The 15,642-nt window shown below is 71.0% G+C and carries 17 protein-coding genes; 13 read left to right on the forward strand and 4 right to left on the reverse strand.

Features of this window, described 5'->3' with window-relative positions:
• Positions 1-366 precede the first annotated feature (366 nt).
• From epsA to VFE82_RS11655, 9 genes are all read left to right on the forward strand, one after another.
• Positions 367-1,155, forward strand: a complete 789-nt coding sequence (gene epsA / locus VFE82_RS11615) for an XrtB/PEP-CTERM-associated transcriptional regulator EpsA (protein ID WP_325000468.1) — start codon at positions 367-369, stop codon at positions 1,153-1,155.
• Positions 1,148-2,581, forward strand: coding sequence for an undecaprenyl-phosphate glucose phosphotransferase (locus VFE82_RS11620; RefSeq protein ID WP_325000469.1), 1,434 nt, complete (start codon positions 1,148-1,150; stop codon positions 2,579-2,581). Before epsA ends, VFE82_RS11620 begins: the two co-directional genes overlap by 8 nt.
• A 107-nt stretch (positions 2,582-2,688) precedes the next feature.
• The gene (locus tag VFE82_RS11625; protein WP_325000470.1) at positions 2,689-4,008 is read left to right on the forward strand and encodes an outer membrane beta-barrel protein; all 1,320 of its coding nucleotides are present in this window, start codon (positions 2,689-2,691) and stop codon (positions 4,006-4,008) included.
• 57 nt (positions 4,009-4,065) lie between these two features.
• A complete protein-coding gene (gene epsE / locus VFE82_RS11630; protein ID WP_325000471.1) occupies positions 4,066-4,902 on the forward strand; it encodes a polysaccharide export protein EpsE in 837 nt (278 codons plus the stop codon).
• Positions 4,903-4,912: 10 nt separating this feature from the next.
• Positions 4,913-6,319: a chain length determinant protein EpsF gene (gene epsF / locus VFE82_RS11635; RefSeq protein ID WP_325000472.1), complete on the forward strand. Its 1,407-nt coding sequence runs from the start codon at positions 4,913-4,915 to the stop codon at positions 6,317-6,319.
• Positions 6,316-7,218 carry a chain length determinant protein tyrosine kinase EpsG gene (epsG, locus tag VFE82_RS11640; protein WP_325000473.1) on the forward strand — a complete coding sequence of 301 codons (903 nt, stop codon included), beginning with the start codon at positions 6,316-6,318 and terminating at the stop codon, positions 7,216-7,218. The genes epsF and epsG overlap by 4 nt, the downstream gene beginning before the upstream one ends.
• A complete protein-coding gene (locus VFE82_RS11645; RefSeq protein ID WP_325000474.1) occupies positions 7,215-7,988 on the forward strand; it encodes a WecB/TagA/CpsF family glycosyltransferase in 774 nt (257 codons plus the stop codon). The genes epsG and VFE82_RS11645 overlap by 4 nt, the downstream gene beginning before the upstream one ends.
• Before the next feature lie 44 nt (positions 7,989-8,032).
• A complete protein-coding gene (locus VFE82_RS11650; RefSeq protein ID WP_325000475.1) occupies positions 8,033-8,350 on the forward strand; it encodes a hypothetical protein in 318 nt (105 codons plus the stop codon).
• Positions 8,351-8,384: 34 nt separating this feature from the next.
• Positions 8,385-8,708: a hypothetical protein gene (locus tag VFE82_RS11655; RefSeq protein WP_325000476.1), complete on the forward strand. Its 324-nt coding sequence runs from the start codon at positions 8,385-8,387 to the stop codon at positions 8,706-8,708.
• Positions 8,709-8,718: 10 nt separating this feature from the next.
• Here the strand turns inward: VFE82_RS11655 and VFE82_RS11660 are convergent, their stop codons facing one another.
• Positions 8,719-9,822 (reverse strand): GNAT family N-acetyltransferase, encoded by a 1,104-nt coding sequence (locus VFE82_RS11660; RefSeq protein ID WP_325000477.1) that lies wholly within the window; start codon positions 9,820-9,822, stop codon positions 8,719-8,721.
• A gap of 218 nt (positions 9,823-10,040) precedes the next feature.
• Here VFE82_RS11660 and VFE82_RS11665 point away from each other — a divergent pair, with 218 nt between their 5' ends.
• A complete protein-coding gene (locus VFE82_RS11665) occupies positions 10,041-11,459 on the forward strand; it encodes a hydroxysqualene dehydroxylase (protein ID WP_325000478.1) in 1,419 nt (472 codons plus the stop codon).
• Positions 11,460-11,497: 38 nt separating this feature from the next.
• Here the strand turns inward: VFE82_RS11665 and VFE82_RS11670 are convergent, their stop codons facing one another.
• On the reverse strand, positions 11,498-11,701 hold the full coding sequence (locus VFE82_RS11670) for an oxidoreductase-like domain-containing protein (RefSeq protein ID WP_325000479.1): 204 nt from the start codon (positions 11,699-11,701) through the stop codon (positions 11,498-11,500).
• A gap of 57 nt (positions 11,702-11,758) precedes the next feature.
• Between VFE82_RS11670 and VFE82_RS11675 the strand changes: the two genes are divergently transcribed.
• Positions 11,759-12,811, forward strand: coding sequence for an RNA methyltransferase (locus VFE82_RS11675; protein ID WP_325000480.1), 1,053 nt, complete (start codon positions 11,759-11,761; stop codon positions 12,809-12,811).
• A gap of 155 nt (positions 12,812-12,966) precedes the next feature.
• Complete coding sequence (locus tag VFE82_RS11680; protein WP_325000481.1) at positions 12,967-14,040, forward strand: tripartite tricarboxylate transporter substrate binding protein; 1,074 nt, start codon at positions 12,967-12,969, stop codon at positions 14,038-14,040.
• Positions 14,041-14,068: 28 nt separating this feature from the next.
• Here the strand turns inward: VFE82_RS11680 and VFE82_RS11685 are convergent, their stop codons facing one another.
• Positions 14,069-14,761: a hypothetical protein gene (locus VFE82_RS11685; RefSeq protein ID WP_325000482.1), complete on the reverse strand. Its 693-nt coding sequence runs from the start codon at positions 14,759-14,761 to the stop codon at positions 14,069-14,071.
• A 130-nt stretch (positions 14,762-14,891) separates the two neighbouring features.
• Here VFE82_RS11685 and VFE82_RS11690 point away from each other — a divergent pair, with 130 nt between their 5' ends.
• Positions 14,892-15,482, forward strand: coding sequence for a hypothetical protein (locus VFE82_RS11690; protein WP_325000483.1), 591 nt, complete (start codon positions 14,892-14,894; stop codon positions 15,480-15,482).
• Positions 15,483-15,501: 19 nt separating this feature from the next.
• Here VFE82_RS11690 and VFE82_RS11695 read toward each other — a convergent pair whose 3' ends face one another.
• The gene (locus tag VFE82_RS11695; RefSeq protein ID WP_324998332.1) at positions 15,502-15,627 is read right to left on the reverse strand and encodes a cytochrome c; all 126 of its coding nucleotides are present in this window, start codon (positions 15,625-15,627) and stop codon (positions 15,502-15,504) included.
• Positions 15,628-15,642 lie beyond the last annotated feature (15 nt).

The raw sequence follows: 15,642 nt of genomic DNA on the forward strand, positions 1-15,642 counted from the left end.
TCGAGAGCTGATTTGCACTTCGAATTGGAATGGCGCGGTCCGTTACATGACGGTCGTGTCGGATTCGGCGGACACGAAGGTGCGCGAGCGCCGACACGAAGCGGCGCGTGCAACCTACCCCGTGGGCATGTCCATTTTTCACACCATCACGCCATGGCTGAATTTCGCGAGGGAAGTACCGCTGCACCGGCGTCTTGCACACAACGTGCAGCGCAGGCAAGTCAAGCGTGGTCTTCCCGCAACGCGCCTGACACACCGTTTCAGGGATCCACGTCCCGTCACATCAGTTCGCGCCGGAGCGCCGAAACAACCGTGTCCGATTCTTTCAGTGGCCCAGTCCCAACCCGCAGTTCCAGGGAGAGCAGCATGATCACCACCCCCACCGTCCCCGACCTCGATCCAGTGCAGTTCCTCAAGATCGCAGGCGCGGGGGCCACGCTGCGCAGCCATGCCGACCTGTGGCGCTGGCTCCAGGGCGAGGTGCAGCAATGGCTGCCGCACGACATCCTGGTGGTGGGCTGGGGCGATTTCCGCTCCGGGGACCTGCAGTACGACATCATCTCCAGCCTGCCGGGCCTGCGCACCCACCTGTGCCCCGGCTCTCGCATCGCGCCGTTGGTCAACTACTTCCGCGACTGCTGGGTTGCGGCGCAGTCGCAACCCTGCCAGCTGGACATCAGCGGCTGCGGTCAGCTGCTCGGGGAAGCCGGCCAGGGCTGGGCCCCGGCGCCCGGCGTCCCCGGCATGCAGACCGCGCTGGTGCACGGGGTGGGCGACGCCCGCCTGGGCGGCGAGCGCATCTTCGCGGCGCTGAGCTGCGACCTGGCGCCCCCCGGCGGCGCGGCGATGCTCAAGCTGCTGGTGCCCTTCATCGACTCGGCGCTGCGCCGCATGCCGCCCGCGCCGCTGCGGCAGCCGGGTGCCGAGCGCAACCAGGTCGAGCAGCTCGTGGTGCGGCTCGGTTCGCTCTCCGAGCGCGAGCGCCAGATCATGGTGTGGGTCGCGATGGGCAAGACCAACCCGGAGATCGGCTGCATCCTGCGGATCAGCGAGTTCACGGTGAAGAACCACATGAAGAGCATCTTCAGCAAGCTGGACGTGACCAACCGCGCCCAGGCCGTGGCCAAGCTCACCCGGATGGCCGCATATGCCTGAAGCCAAGCCTGTCCTCGGCGCGGCCACGACCGCGTCGCTGCCAGCACCGCCACTGCCGGGGCTGGCCATGTCCAGCCACAGCGGCCTGCTGCGGGCGCTGGAAGCGCTGGTGGAGCCTCTGGCAACGGTGCTGTCGCTGTGGCTGCTGGTGTGGGTCATCGACGGCGACCTGACGCCGCGCTGGCTCGCCGTGTCGATCATCGCGTTCGCCCTCGGCTACCCGGGGCGGCCCCAGCTGCGCGCCTCGGCGGCGCGCGTGGTGGCCGACACCGTGCTGGCATGGGCCTGGACCTGCGGGCTGCTGCTGGCCATGGGCTACGCGATCGGACACCTGGAGGACTTCTCGCGCCCGGTCGTGCTGAACTGGCTGTGGCTGGCGCCGACCACGCAGCTGCTGGCCCACTGGGCGCTGCGCGAGGCGGCTCCCCACCTGATCCGACTGCAGGGTCCGCCGTTGCGGGCCGTGGTGGTCGGCATGAACGAGCAGGGCGGCTCGCTCGCCGACCGGCTGGCGATGGCGCACTACACCGGCGTGGAGCTCCTGGGCTTCTTCGACGACCGTGCCCCCGACCGCATCCACGGCGGGCGCCACCGGATGCTCGGCCAGATCAACGAGATCGCCGAGTACGTGAAGAAGAACCGCGTGCAGCTGGTCTACCTGTCGCTGCCGATGGCATCGCAGCCGCGCATCAAGCAGCTGCTCGATGCGCTGAAGGACACCACGGCGTCCGTGTACTTCGTGCCCGACATGTTCGTGACCGACCTGATCCAGGGTCGCACCGACACGATCTGCGGCATGCCGGTGATCTCGGTGTGCGAGACGCCCTTCCGCGGACCCAATGCCGTGCTCAAGCGGGGCAGCGACATCGTGCTGGCTGTTGCAATCCTGCTACTGCTGTCGCCGCTGATGCTGGCGATCGCCGCCGCCATCAAGTTCACCTCGCCGGGGCCCGTGATCTTCCGCCAGCGACGCTACGGCGTCTGGGGGCAGGAGATCATCGTCTACAAGTTCCGCTCGATGACGGTCACCGAGGATGGCCCGCAGGTCGCCCAGGCGCGCCGCGACGACGCCCGTGTGACGCCGCTCGGCCGCGTCCTGCGCCGCACCTCCATGGATGAGCTTCCACAGTTCATCAACGTGCTCCAGGGGCGGATGAGCATCGTGGGACCGCGGCCGCATGCCGTTGCGCACAACGAGTTCTACCGCCCGTTGATCAAGAGCTACATGATCCGCCATAAGGTCAAACCCGGCATCACGGGGTGGGCGCAGGTCAACGGCTACAGGGGCGAGACGGATTCCCTCGAGAAGATGGAAGCGCGGATTCGCTGCGACCTGGACTATCTGCGAAACTGGTCCCTGCGGCTGGATCTCTACATCATCTGGAGAACCATCCGCCTGGTGTTCAAGGACGGCGCGGCTTATTGAGCACTAGCCCCAATGAGCCATTGTCCGCCCGTAGCCCGTTCGTGACGATCAAGATGCAAACATGCGTTGCACTTTCTTGCGCGGGCGTTCCTCGTGAGAGAACACCAATGAAGAAATCTTCCTTCCGGCCCCTGCTGACTGCTGCCGCGGCCTGCCTGCTCCCGGTCGCTGCCGTGCATGCGCAGACCACGCTCCAGAGTCCCGGCGGACAGCCGGGGGAGTCGGCTGCGCAGCCAGCCGGCACGCCGATGGCCACCCCCATGGGCGAGAACATGGCCGTGCCGATGTCGCCCGCGGCATCGATCTCGCAGCCGTTCCCGCCCGTGACCTCGCGCCTGCTCGATGGCGAGCGCGAAGGCCTGCAGCTGCGCGCCCGTGCCGGCGTCGAGCGTGACGACAACGTGCTTCGCACTGCGTCCGACGAGGTCAGCGACACCATCACCACGATGGGCCTGGGCCTGCGCTACAACAAGCGCATCGGGCTGCAGCGCTTCGTGGTCGATGCGGAAGTCGACCGCTTCGACTACGACAAGCTGGCCCTGAAGTACAACACGGTCAACTACGCCGCCGCCTGGTACTGGGCGCTGGGCAACCGCTTCGACGGCATCGCCAGCGCCGACCGGCGCCAGTTCCGCGACGTCACGTCCAACGGCCTGGCCGGTGCCGTGAGCCGCCGCACCGAGCGCAACGAGCTGCTCGAAGGCGGCTACCGGCTGGGCGCCGGCTGGCGCGTGCTGGCAGGCGTGCAGCACAACGAGTCCACCAGCACCGATCCCTCCAGCTGGGACGGCAACCCCAGCGTCGACAGCGTGCGCGTGGGCACCAGCTACGAGTTCGCGTCGGGCAACACCGCCGCGCTGCGCTACCGCCGTGGCGATGGCGACTACAACAACTCGGTGCTGGGCGTGCCCGGCTTCAAGGACAACGAGATCGAAGGCACGGTGCGCTGGGCGCTCACTGCCAAGACCAGTGTCGACGGCCGCCTGTCCTGGCTGGAGCGCAAGCACGACGGCGCGCCTTCGCGTGACTTCGACGGCGTGACCGCGCTGCTGAACGCCAACTGGGACGCCACCGCCAAGACCCGCGTGTTCGCCGGCTACGGCCGCGACCTCGGCAGCTACCTGTTCGGCGACAGCGGCCACCTCGAGAGCGACCGCGTGTTCGTGGGCGGCCTGTGGCGCCCGACCGTGCAGACCGGCGTGACGCTGCGCTACGAGCACGAGAACCGCAAGTGGGAGGACGTCGTCGGCAGCGTCGACATCGGCCGCTCCGACAAGTTCAACGTCCTGGCCGTGGGCCTGGACTGGCAACCGCTGCGCTCGGTGGGCGTGTCCGCCCAGCTGCGCAACGAGAAGCGCGATTCGTCGCTTCCGGCATTCAACTACCGCGCCAATGTGATCGGATTGGCGGTCAAGTTCACCATTTGACCGACCGGACGATCGCTGAGGCGGCATCAAGACCGCATTTTTGAAGGGAGAGCGATCATGAGAAGTGTGTTTCGATTGTTGGGGCTGCTGTTGCTGGCAGCCTGGGCCGTGCTGGCGACAGCACAGGCCGCGGGACCGGCGGGAGGGAGCGGCAGTGCCGTGGCCTCCAACGACTACAAGCTCGGCCCCGGCGACCAGATCCGTGTGCAGGTCTTCCAGAACCCGGACCTGACGGTCGAAGCACGCGTCTCCGAGCAGGGGACCATCAGCTATCCGCTGGTGGGAACCGTGAACCTCGGGGGCTCCACCATCAGCCAGGCGGAGTCCAAGATCGCTGCCGCCCTGCGCAGCGGCAATTTCCTGAAGCAGCCGCAGGTCAACATCGTGCTGCTGCAGGTGCGCGGCAACCAGGTGGCGGTGCTCGGGCAGGTCCAGAAGCCCGGCCGCTTCCCGCTGGAGACCAACACCGTGCGGGTGAGCGACATGCTCGCCGCGGCCGGGGGGGTCACGCCGATGGGCGACGACACGCTCATCGTCACCGGCACCCGCGCCGGCCAGCCGTTCCGCAAGGTCATCGACATCCCGGGCCTGTTCATCAATTCCCGCAACCAGGACGACATCCTGGTCTCGGGCGGCGACACGATCTTCGTGAACAAGGCGCCGGTCTACTACATCTACGGCGAGGCCCAGCGCCCCGGTCCGTACCGCATCGAGCGCGGCATGACGGTCATGCAGGCCGTCGCCCAGGGCGGTGGTCCCACCCCCCGCGGCAGCCTCAATCGCCTGCGCCTGACGCGCACCGGCCCCGACGGCCGTGCGGTCGAGAGCGACGCCAAGCTGACCGACCCGGTCCTGCCCAACGACGTCATCTTCGTGCGCGAGAGCCTGTTCTGAAAGCCACGCCATGAACCTGACCCAGCTCTTCTCCATCCTGCGGGCACGGCGCGTCGTCGCCTTGTCCATCTTCCTGATCACCGTGGCGCTGGCGCTCGCGTGGGTCCTGCTGCGCCCCAGCTACTACACGGCCCGGGCGCCGGTCCTGGTCGACGTGCGCTCGACCGACCCGCTCGGCTCGCAGTCCTGGCAGCCCGCGGTGCCCGCCAGCTACATGGCGACCCAGATCGACATCGTGCGCAGCGACCGCGTCGCCGAGCGCGTGGTCGAGATGCTCGGCCTCGACAAGGAGGCCAAGGCCAGCGAGGACTGGCGCAAGGCCACCGGCGGCCGCGGCTCGCTCAAGTCCTGGCTCGCCGGCGACCTGCAGGCCGGCCTGGACGTCAAGCCGGCCCGTGAGAGCAACGTGATCAACATCTCCTGGACCGGTCGCAGCCCGCAGCAGGCGGCGCAGGTGGCCAACGCGTTCTCGCAGGCCTACCTGGACGTCGCGCTGGACATCAAGACCGATCCGGCCAAGAAGTACTCCAGCTGGTTCGACGAGCAGCTGAAGTTCGCGCGCGACCGCCTGCAGCAGGCCCAGGACAAGCTCACCGCCTACCAGCAGCGCACCGGCGTGATCGCCGAGAACGGCGTCGACATGGAAACCCAGCGCCTGAACGAGCTGTCGAGCCAGCTGACCATGGTGCAGGGCCAGCTGACCGACGTGTCGAACAAGCGCGGCGCCGCCGCCGGCAACACCGCCGAGGCGATGAGCAGCCCGCTGATCAATTCGCTCAAGGCCGACATCGCCCGCCAGGAAGCGCGCGTGCAGGAAGCCAGCGCCAACCTGGGCGCGCGGCATCCGCAGATGATCCGCATGCAGGACGAGCTCAATGCCATGCGGTCGCGCCTGGCCTCCGAGACCGGCAGCATCGGCAGCTCGATCAACACCGCCTACGAGGTCGGGCGTGCCCGCGAGCGCGAGCTGCAGGCCGCCGTGAGCGCCCAGCGTGCCCGCGTCATGCAGTTCAACCGTCACCGCGACGAGCTCTCGGTGCTGCGCCGCGACCTAGAGGCCGCCCAGAAGGCCTATGAGGCCGTCAGCGAGCGTGCCTCGCAGTCCAAGCTGCAGGCACTGTCGAACCAGACCAACATCCAGCGCCTGGCCACCGCCGTCGAGCCGCTCGAGCCCAAGGGCCCGGGCACCCGGCTGGCCCTGGCGGTGGCCGCCATCGCGGGCCTGCTGCTCGCCCTGGCCGGCGCCATCCTGATGGAACTGCTGAACCGCCGCGTGCGCTCGGTCGACGACCTGTCGATGGCCACGCACCTGCCGATCCTGGCCACCGTGCCGGCGCACAACGGCGCCGCCGCCCTGGCCCGTCTGGCCAACGCGCCGACGCGCCCCGCGCTGGCCTACCGTGGGAGCCTTGCATGAACAGCCAGATCTTGCCCCTGCACCGGGACCTCGACATCGTTGGCGGAGGGCCGCGCGAGCCGGCCCTGCCGATCGGCGCGCTGCTGGTGGACGCCGGCCGCATCACGCCGGACGAGGCCGAGCGGATCCACGACTACCAGAAGAAGGTCGGCCTGCCGTTCGGCGAAGCCGGCATCTCGATGGGCCTGCTGACCGACGAGGACGTGCGCCAGGCGCTCGCCCGCCAGTTCGGCCATGCAAGCCTGTCGCCCGACGCCGGCCTCGGCAAGGACCTGGTCGCCGCCTACGAGCCGGACAGCCCGGCCGTGGAGCACCTGCGCAGCCTGCGCGCGCAGCTGATGCTGCGCTGGTTCGAGAACGACAGCCACCAGGCCGCCCTGGCCATCGTCAGCCCCGGTCCGGGCGAGGGCCGCAGCTACATCACGGCCAACCTGGCGGTGCTGTTCTCGCAGATGGGCAAGCGCACGCTGGTGATCGACGCCGACCTGCGCCGTCCGCGCCAGCACCGCATCTTCGGCATCCCGGGCAAGGTCGGCCTGTCGGCGGTGCTCGCCGGCCGTGCCGGCGCCGAGGTGATGTGCGACATCAAGGAACTGCCCGGCCTGACCGTGCTGCCGGCCGGTGTGCTGCCTCCCAATCCGCAGGAGCTGCTCTCGCGGCCGGGGTTCCAGCGCCTGGTCTCCTCGCTGCGCGGCATGTACGAGGTGATCCTGGTCGACACCCCGCCGGCCAGTGCCTGGGCCGATGCCGGCACCGTTGCCGCCCGCGCGGGCGCCGCGCTGATGGTGACCTGCCGCGACCGCAGCTCGATGCCGCGCGTGATCAAGCTGTCGGAGGACCTGCGGGAGTTCGGCGTCAGCGTGGTCGGCGCCGTCCTCAATGGCGCGGGGGCCGTGTGAAATCACCGTCCGAATGGCACCGGCGCTGGTGGCAGCTGATGCGCTCGATGGCGCGGGTGCACACCCCGCGCGGCGAGCAGCAGCTGCTCGACTGGCTGCTGCGGCCGGGTGAGCCCCGCGTGCTCGCGTTCGTGAACGCGCACGCCATGAACACGCTCGCCGAGAACGAAACGTTCTACCAGTCGCTGCTGTCGGCCGACGTGGTGGTGCGGGACGGCATCGGCGTGTCGCTGCTGATGCGGCTGCTGAACCAGCCGCCCGGCCAGAACCTGAACGGGACCGACCTGATCCCGAAGCTTCTGACGCGCGCCAACGGCCAGCCGGTCGCGCTGTTCGGCACCCGCGATCCCTGGCTCAATCGCGCCCAGCAGGCGGTGCTGACGAAGCTGGCCCCGGACAGCCCGTGCGTCACCGCGCACGGCTTCCTGGAGCTGCAGGACTACATCCGCCTGGCGGCGATGCAGCGGCCGCGCGTGATCGTGCTCGGCATGGGCATGCCCCGCCAGGAGGAGGTGGCGATCGCCCTGCGCGCCTCGCTCGGCTTCCCCTGCCTGATCGTCTGCGGCGGCGCCATCATCGACTTCCTGGGCGGCAAGACGCCCCGGGCGCCGGTGTGGATGCGCAAGGTCGGCATGGAGTGGGCGTTCCGGCTCGCGTGCGAACCGCGCCGCCTGTGGAACCGCTACGTGAACGGCAACGCGATCTTCCTGGGACGTGCGTTCGCCATGGCCGCCCGGTCGGTCCGGGGTGGCTGGCCCGCGGTGGCCTGACAGTCGGAGCCGGCGGTGCACCGCGCCGCTGGCATCATCGCCACATGATGCCCGTCCGTCTGCGCCTGCGCCCTCATCTGCCGATCCTGCTGCTCGCCTGTGCACCCGCGCTGGCGACGGCGCAGCCGATCGCATGGCCGTCCGAGCAGCCCGCGACCAGCGAGGCGCCGGCCCCGCGCGAGGAAGCCGCCTCGGAACGCTGCGAGCGCCTGCTGCGCGAGTTCGACCGCAGCGCTGCCTGCTACGAACGCTTTCGCACCGTGAACGGCATGCGCCCGGGCGCGCCCGAACGCTGCGGTCCCCCGGTCAGGGACCCGGCCGGCGAGTGCGTTCGCCGCACCGGCGGCGGCAGCCGCCGCTGATCCGCGGGCGGCCGAGGCCGCCACAATCGGGGGCATGGGACGCCCCCACTACCACGTGTACGTCGTCGAACTGGACGATCCGGTGTGGAATGTCGCCCGTTTCCGCCGGGCGAACCCGGACTACGTGCTCGGCAAGCCGTTCGTCTATGTCGGCATGACTGGTCTCGACCCCGACATCCGCTTCGACAAGCACAAGGCGGGCATCCAGGCGAACCGCTTCGTGCGCGACTGGGGCACGCGGCTGCGCCCGGAGCTGTACGAACGCTACAACCCGATGACGTACGACGAGGCGCGCTCGATGGAGGTGGAGCTGGGCATCGCCCTGCGGCGCGCCGGCTATGGTGTGTGGCAGGGCTGAACGGCCCGCCTCAGACCAGGCGCGCGAGTTCCGGCAGCTCCCACCACAGCTGCGAGCCGATCACCAGCGCCTGCAGCCGCCCGATGCGGCGCAGCATGGGGCGCAGCGGCTGGGCCACGGGCGACTGGCGCAACCACCGGCCCACGCCGCGGCGCAGCGCGCGCAGGTGGGTGGCCACCGACTCCCTGCCGACGGTGCCCTCCAGCAGCGGCAGGGCGGCGTCGGCGAAACTGGACTTGTAGCTCTCGTCGCCCTTGCCCAGGTCCAGCAGCTGGCTGCCTTCGCGCGCCGCGGCCTGGGCCACCTCGGTCAGCAGCAGGGCGCCCGGCGAGTACGACGCGTGCGCGTGGCTGTAGACGGGGAACCACCAGTGCCACACGGTGCGCGAGCGCATGCCGAAGTGGGCCGCCACGAGTTCGTCGCCCGCATAGAGCGCCGAGAGGCGGCCGGCCAGTTGCGGCTGGTCGGCCGCGGCGATGCGCTCCAGCAGCTCGCGGGTCCAGGCGGGGCCGAGGCAGTCGCGCGCACCGGTGCGGCGGCATTGCTCGGATTTCCATTGCAGCACGGTCGCGAACACGCGTGGGTCGCGGCAGTCGGCCTCGAAGCGCAGCGGCCCGACCTCCCGCGCCAGCTTGCGTGCCTTGCGCGGCAGCTCGGCAACCCGGCGGCCGCCGGCGGCGATCCGCCGGTCGCGCCAGGCCTCGAAACCGGCCGACAGATCCAGGGCCGGCGAGCAGCCTGATGCGACGCCCGCCGGCGGACGTTGCGAGGCCGGCAGGTGGTCGAACTGCCAGAATCCCAGCCGGCTGGCGCGCAGCAGCTCGGTCCAGTCCCACTGCGCGTGCGGTGCGGCGATGACGCCATGGTGGTCGGACAGCCAGTCGCCCACCGGGCGACCCGCGCCCCAGCGCCGCTGGAACGGAAAGAAGCCGGCGATGCCCTCGCCGTCTTCCATCACCGCGACCCAGGTGTCGTCACGGCTCTCGCCGACGGCCTGGACGTACGCCGGCGAGAAGAACGGACTGCCGAGCGCGAGGTTGCACGATTGCAGGTCCAGCCAGCGCCGCATCATCTGGGGATCGAGCTCGCCGGGTCGGATGACTTGGATTTTCATTGTTGGCCATGGCTGCGGCTGGTGCGGTCAGTGTGTGGTCAGTTTCGGCCGGCGTCACTAGTCCGAATGGGTGCCCTCATCAACATCGGCTGACGTGAGCCGTCGCTGCTGAGGCGGCCGCGGCGGCCACACTGCCGTTAACCTTCGCGGGTGCTCCACCAGTTCCCCACCGTGCGCCCGGCCGCCCCTCGTCCCTGCCGGACCTGCGGAGTGCAGCCGTGAACGCCGGCGACGTGCTGGTCATCGGCGCGGGCGTCGCGGGCCTGCGCTGCGCGCTGGCACTGGCCGACGCCGGGCTGCGGGTGACGGTGCTGGAGGCGACCGCGCACGCGGGGGGGCGGGCCGGCAGCTGGGCCGACGAGCAGACCGGGCTGCAGGTGGACATCGGCCCGCACGTCGTGAGCAGCGAGCACCGCAACTTCATGGCCATGCTGCAGCGCCTGGGCATGGACGACCAGGTGCACTGGCAGCCGGACCCGCTCATCACCCTCTACGACGAGAAGGGGCGCTTGCAGATGCCCGGTTGCGGCTGGCTGCCGCCGCTGCACGGCCTGCCGCTGCTGCCGCGTGCCCTGACGCGCCTGTCGCTGCGCGACGCGCTCTCGCACGCGCGGCTGGCCTGGCGCGCGGCACGCACCAACGAAGCCGAACTGCGGGAGCTCGATGTGGAGGACGTGGCGGGATGGCTGCAGTCGAACGGCGTGCGCCAGCGGCCGATCGACTGGTTCTGGCGATCCGCGATGCTCGCGCTGCTGAACGTGCCCCTCGAGCAGTGCTCGGCGGCTTCGGCCATGCGGGTGTTCCGCCTGATGCTGGGCCGCAGCGGCTGGCATTTCGGCTTCCCCAAGGTCGGCCTGGCGCAGCTCTACGTCCCGGGCTGCTGCAGGGCAGTCCTGCGGTCCGGCGGGCAGGTGCTGTTCGGGGCACGCGTGCGTCGCCTGCGGCTGGAAGAGGGCCGGCTGGCGGGCGTCGAGATGCAGGACGGCCAGGTGATCGCCACGCGGCATTGCGTGCTGGCCCTCCCGCCGCAGGAGCTCGCCTCGATCGCCGGCGCGGAGCCCGCGCTGGAGCGGCTGGCGATCGCGGCGCGCTACTTCCGCCCCAGCCCCTACCAGAGCAGCTACGTGTGGTTCGACCGACCGATCACGTCGGATTGCTTCTGGGCGCGCACCTGGGCGCCGGGCAATCTCAACACCGACTTCTACGACCTGTCGAATATCCGCCCGGGCCTGGCCGGGCAGGGCTCGGTGATCGCGTGCAACGCCATCGGGCCGCAGGTGCGGCCGGACTGGAGCGACGAGCGCGTGATCGAGCACACCATGCGGGAGATCGAGCAGTGCATCCCGGCGGCCCGCCAGGCCCGGGTGCTGCACACGCGCGTGCACCGCGTGCCGATGGCCGTGCCGCAACCGCGCCCTGGCACGGAGGCCCTGCGTCCCCGCAATGCCACCGACGTCGAGGGGCTCTGGATCGCCGGCGACTGGACCGACACCGCGCTCCCGTTCTCGATGGAGAGCGCGGCGCGCTCGGGCGCCCTGGCCGCCGAAGGCGTGCTCGAACGCGCTGGCCGGCCTGCCAAGGTGGCGATCGCTGCGCCGGAAACACGCGGGCTGGTGGCCCTGCTGCGCAAACGCTGAAGCACCCCGGAGGGCACCGGCGCGCACCGGCGGGCCGGTCACAGCTGCTGCGCCGCGTCCTCCAGCCACCAGCCCACGGCCGCATGGAATCCTTCCCACACGCAACCGTTGCAACCGCGTCCGCAGCAGGTGGTGGGCTCCGGCGGCGGCGGCCGGAAGTCGATCTCGCGGTCCCGCAGCGCCGCCTGCAGACGCGCGATGCGCTCGCGGGCTTCGGCCAGGTCGTGTGGCGGCGGGGTCATGCGCCGATTGTCTCCGGGCGGCGGTGCGGGGCGGCGCCTGCCCTGTAAGCTCGGGGCGTGAACCAGCTGCAATCCCTGCGAGACCGCCTGCGCGCCTGCGGCGCCAAGCCCGGCCATGAGCGCCGCATCCTGCGCCTGTGGTCGCAGGCGCTGCCGCAGGACAGCGGCCGTCGGGACATCGACGACTTCCTGCCGCGTGCGCTGCGCGAGGCGCTCCCGGCCATCGAGGAGGAACTGCGGGCACTGGCGCGCATCGCGTCGCAGCACCCCGGCGAGGACGGCTCGGCCCGCCTGCTGGTGGAGCTGGCCGACGGGCAGACCTGCGAGAGCGTGCTGCTGCCGCGCGACGGCCTGTGCGTGTCGACCCAGATCGGCTGCGCGGTGGGCTGCCGCTTCTGCATGACCGGGCGGGACGGCCTGCTGCGGCAGATCGGCAGCGCGGAGATCGTGGCGCAGGTCGCGCTCGCCCGATCGCTGCGCCCCGTGAAGAAAGTCGTCTTCATGGGCATGGGCGAGCCCGCGCACAACCTGGCCAACGTGATGGAGGCGATCGAGCTGCTCGGCACGGTGGGCAACATCGGCCACAAGAACCTGGTGTTCTCGACCGTGGGTGACGAGCGCGTGTTCGAGCGGCTGCCGCAGGGACGGGTCAAGCCCGCGCTGGCGCTCTCGCTGCACACCACGCGGCCCGAGCTGCGCGCCGAACTGCTGCCTCGCGCGCCACGCATCGCGCCGGCCGACCTGGTCGACGCCGGCGACCGCTATGCCCGTGCCACCGGCTATCCCATGCAGGTGCAGTGGACGCTGCTCGACGGCGTCAACGACACCGACGAGGAGCTGGACGGCATCGAGCGGCTGCTGCGCGGCCGCTACGCGGTGCTCAACATGATTCCCTACAACGACGTGCCGGACCTGCCGTACCGGCGTCCGTCCTGGGACCGGGCCGCGGCGATCGCGCGCCATCTCCACCGCCGCGGCGTGCTGACCAAGCTGCGGCACTCGGCCGGCCAGGACGTCGACGGCGGCTGCGGCCAGCTGCGCGCGCGCGCCCGGTCTTCCGTCGTGCAGCTGGTCCGCCCCGGCGCGCAGCGCCAGCCACAGGGCTGCTGACGTCGTCAAGGCCGCCGTGGCGGCGATGCCGATTCGCGGTCGCCCCCTGCCGATTTCCCGCTTGCGCCGCGGAACAGGCCTCCTTAGATTGCATGAGCCCGGCGCAGGGCGGCGACAGTCCGACCACGCGGGGCCTTCACAACCAGGGAACCCTCATGACTTTCCGACCGACCCGCCGCCAGTTCGACGCCCTCCTGCTGGCATCGCTCTGCACCCCGGCGCTCGCCCAGACCACGCCGCCGGCCACCGCGCGGCCCAGGACCCCGCAGCCGAGCCCCGCCGCCGCCAAGCCGGGCCAGCCCGCCATGGCGCCCCTGCCGGGCGCCGAGAACTGGCCCAGCAAGCCGGTGCGCCTGCTGGTGGGCTTCCCGCCCGGGTCCGTGCAGGACATCTCCGCGCGCATCGTGGCCGAGCCGCTGTCCAAGGCGCTCGGCCAGCCGGTCATCGTGGAGAACAAGGCCGGCGCCTCGGGCACCATCGCCGGCGACCAGGTGGCCCGGTCGAGCGACCAGCACACCTTCGGCGTGATGAACAACAGCCAGCTGACCATCGCCAAGCTGCTGAATCCCGCCACCGCCTACGACCCGGCACGCGACCTGATGCCGGTGGCCCTGATCGGCACCACGCCGATGCTGCTGGTCGTCAGCAATTCGGCCGCCGGCAGCACGCCGGGCGAATGGCTGGTGTGGCTGCGCAACCAGGGCTCGCACGCGAACTACGGCTCGCCGGGCAACGGCACGCCGGGGCACCTCGGGATGGAGCTGCTCAAGTCGCGCGCCTCCTTCGACGCCACGCACGTGCCCTACCAGGGCAACCCGCAGATCATCACCGCCATGATCGGCGGCCAGCTGCAGGCGGCGCTGCTGCCGCCGGGCCTGGCGATGCAGCAGGTCCGCGCCGGCAAGATGCGGGCGGTGGGCGTCACCTCCGAGCAGCGCAGCCTGCTCGCGCCGGAGCAGCCCACCCTGCGTGAAGTGGGCGTGCTGGGTGCGGACATCGAGCTGTGGACGGCGATGGCCGGCCCGGCCTCGCTGCCGCCGGCGGTGCGCGACAAGATGAGTGCCGCCCTGATCGCCGTGCTGCGGTCCGAGGACGTCCGCGGCCGCCTGCTCACCAGCGGCTGGCAGCCCACCGCCAGCAACCACGAAGGCCTGCGGCTTCGCATGCGCAACGACACCAAGACCTTTGGCGGCATCATCATGCTGCGCAACATCAAGGCCGACGCCTGAGGTTGCACGGCGGCCCACGGGCCGTCGCTCAGGGCGCCGCGTCGGCCCGGGCTGCCTGCAGCGCGGCGGCGTCGACCTGCACCCGCAAGGGCGCGTCGACACCGGCCGGTGGCGGCCCGTCCAGCACGGTGACGTCGCGGATCCCGAACAGGGCCATGTCGGCCGCCGACAGGGCGTAGAAGTCCTGGGCCGAGTGCGGCGGCAGCTTGCCGAACCAGCACACGAAGCCGTCCACGCCCCACTGCCGGTACAGCTCGGCCTCGCGCAAGGCCAGCTGCCGGGCCTCGTGCATCGCCGCCTCGCTCCACTGACCTTGTCCGGTGCGTTGCAGGTACAGAACGTGCGCCATGTTGCCGTGCCATCCAACGGCGCCGGCCCATCCGAGCACCTTGCGGCGGCCCGCCGGGAAAACGTAGTTCGCGCAGGACGACAGGCAGGTGGCAGGTACCTCCACGTCGAGTGCCCGTTCGCGCACGGTCTCGGCCATGTCCAGCGCCGGCCCGACCAGGCCGCCGCCGGAGGTGATGACGAGCCGGCGCACGGCGGGATCTTGGGCGAGTTGCCGGAACTGCGCCGCCGAAGCGGCGGTGATCCGTCCCTCGAAGACGATCCGCTCGCCCTCCATGCGCACGCGGGCATCGGCGTGAACGGCGCCCGGCGCGCCGGCCAGGCAGGCGAGGGCGAGCGTGAGGGACAGTGGGATGCGGGGGGCGGCTGGCATTCGACGAGGGCGTGGCGCGCGGCACACGCAGCCACAGGATAAGCCCGTGCCGGCGGTCGGCGCGCCGTGCCGTCGCATCGCTGAAGGCTCCGCAGCCCGGCAGCACGCAGAATACGGACCGCCGCGCTCCATGACCACCGTGCTCCACCGCTTCGCATCGCTCGCCCTCGCGGCCCTCCTGGCCGCCTGCGGCAGCGTTCCCGTGACCACGCCGGCGCCGCCGACGGGCCAGGGCCCGCTGCGCTCCGTGGTGCTGGTGGTCGACACCGACGTGATCGGCGCTGCCTTTGCCGACTACCAGGGACCTGCGCCGGCCCGTGCCAGGATCGGCGAGTACCAGGACTTCGCGGGCCAGTTCACCGAGGGGCTACGGGCCGAGGCGCGCCGGGCCGGCCTCGAGGCCGGCGTGGAGCTGGTGTCGTTCAAGGCGCTGGGCGGCGATGCCGTCGGGCGCTGGCAGGGGCGGCCGGTGCTGGTGGTGCGCGCCAGCCACTACACGGTGCGCAAGGACACGGCCGGCCGCGCGCTCGGCTGGAGCGGCGACACGGCCTGGGAGCTCCGCCTGTTCGAGGCGCCGGCCGGCCGCTACGCCACGCGCTGGAGTGCCGAGCTCCCCAGCGAGAACCTGCACCCCGCGCTGTGCGGCGCCTACCGCCGCTGCAGCCGCGTGCTCGCCGAGCGGCTGTTCGCCGCGCTGCGCAGGGACGGGCTGCTGCCCTGAAGCGCCGCCGGCCGCGCCGTCACTGGTTGCGGAAGTTGTCGTGGCAGGACTTGCAGGTGCCGGCGGTGGACGTGAACGCGGCCTTGAGGTTGTCCAGGTTGTTGGTCTTGGCCGCGGCCAGCAGCTTGGTGGTCTCGCCCACCATCTTGTCGGCGTGCTC

This window comes from Ramlibacter sp., from assembly GCF_035655895.1.
In the GTDB taxonomy this organism is placed as follows: domain Bacteria; phylum Pseudomonadota; class Gammaproteobacteria; order Burkholderiales; family Burkholderiaceae_C; genus Ramlibacter.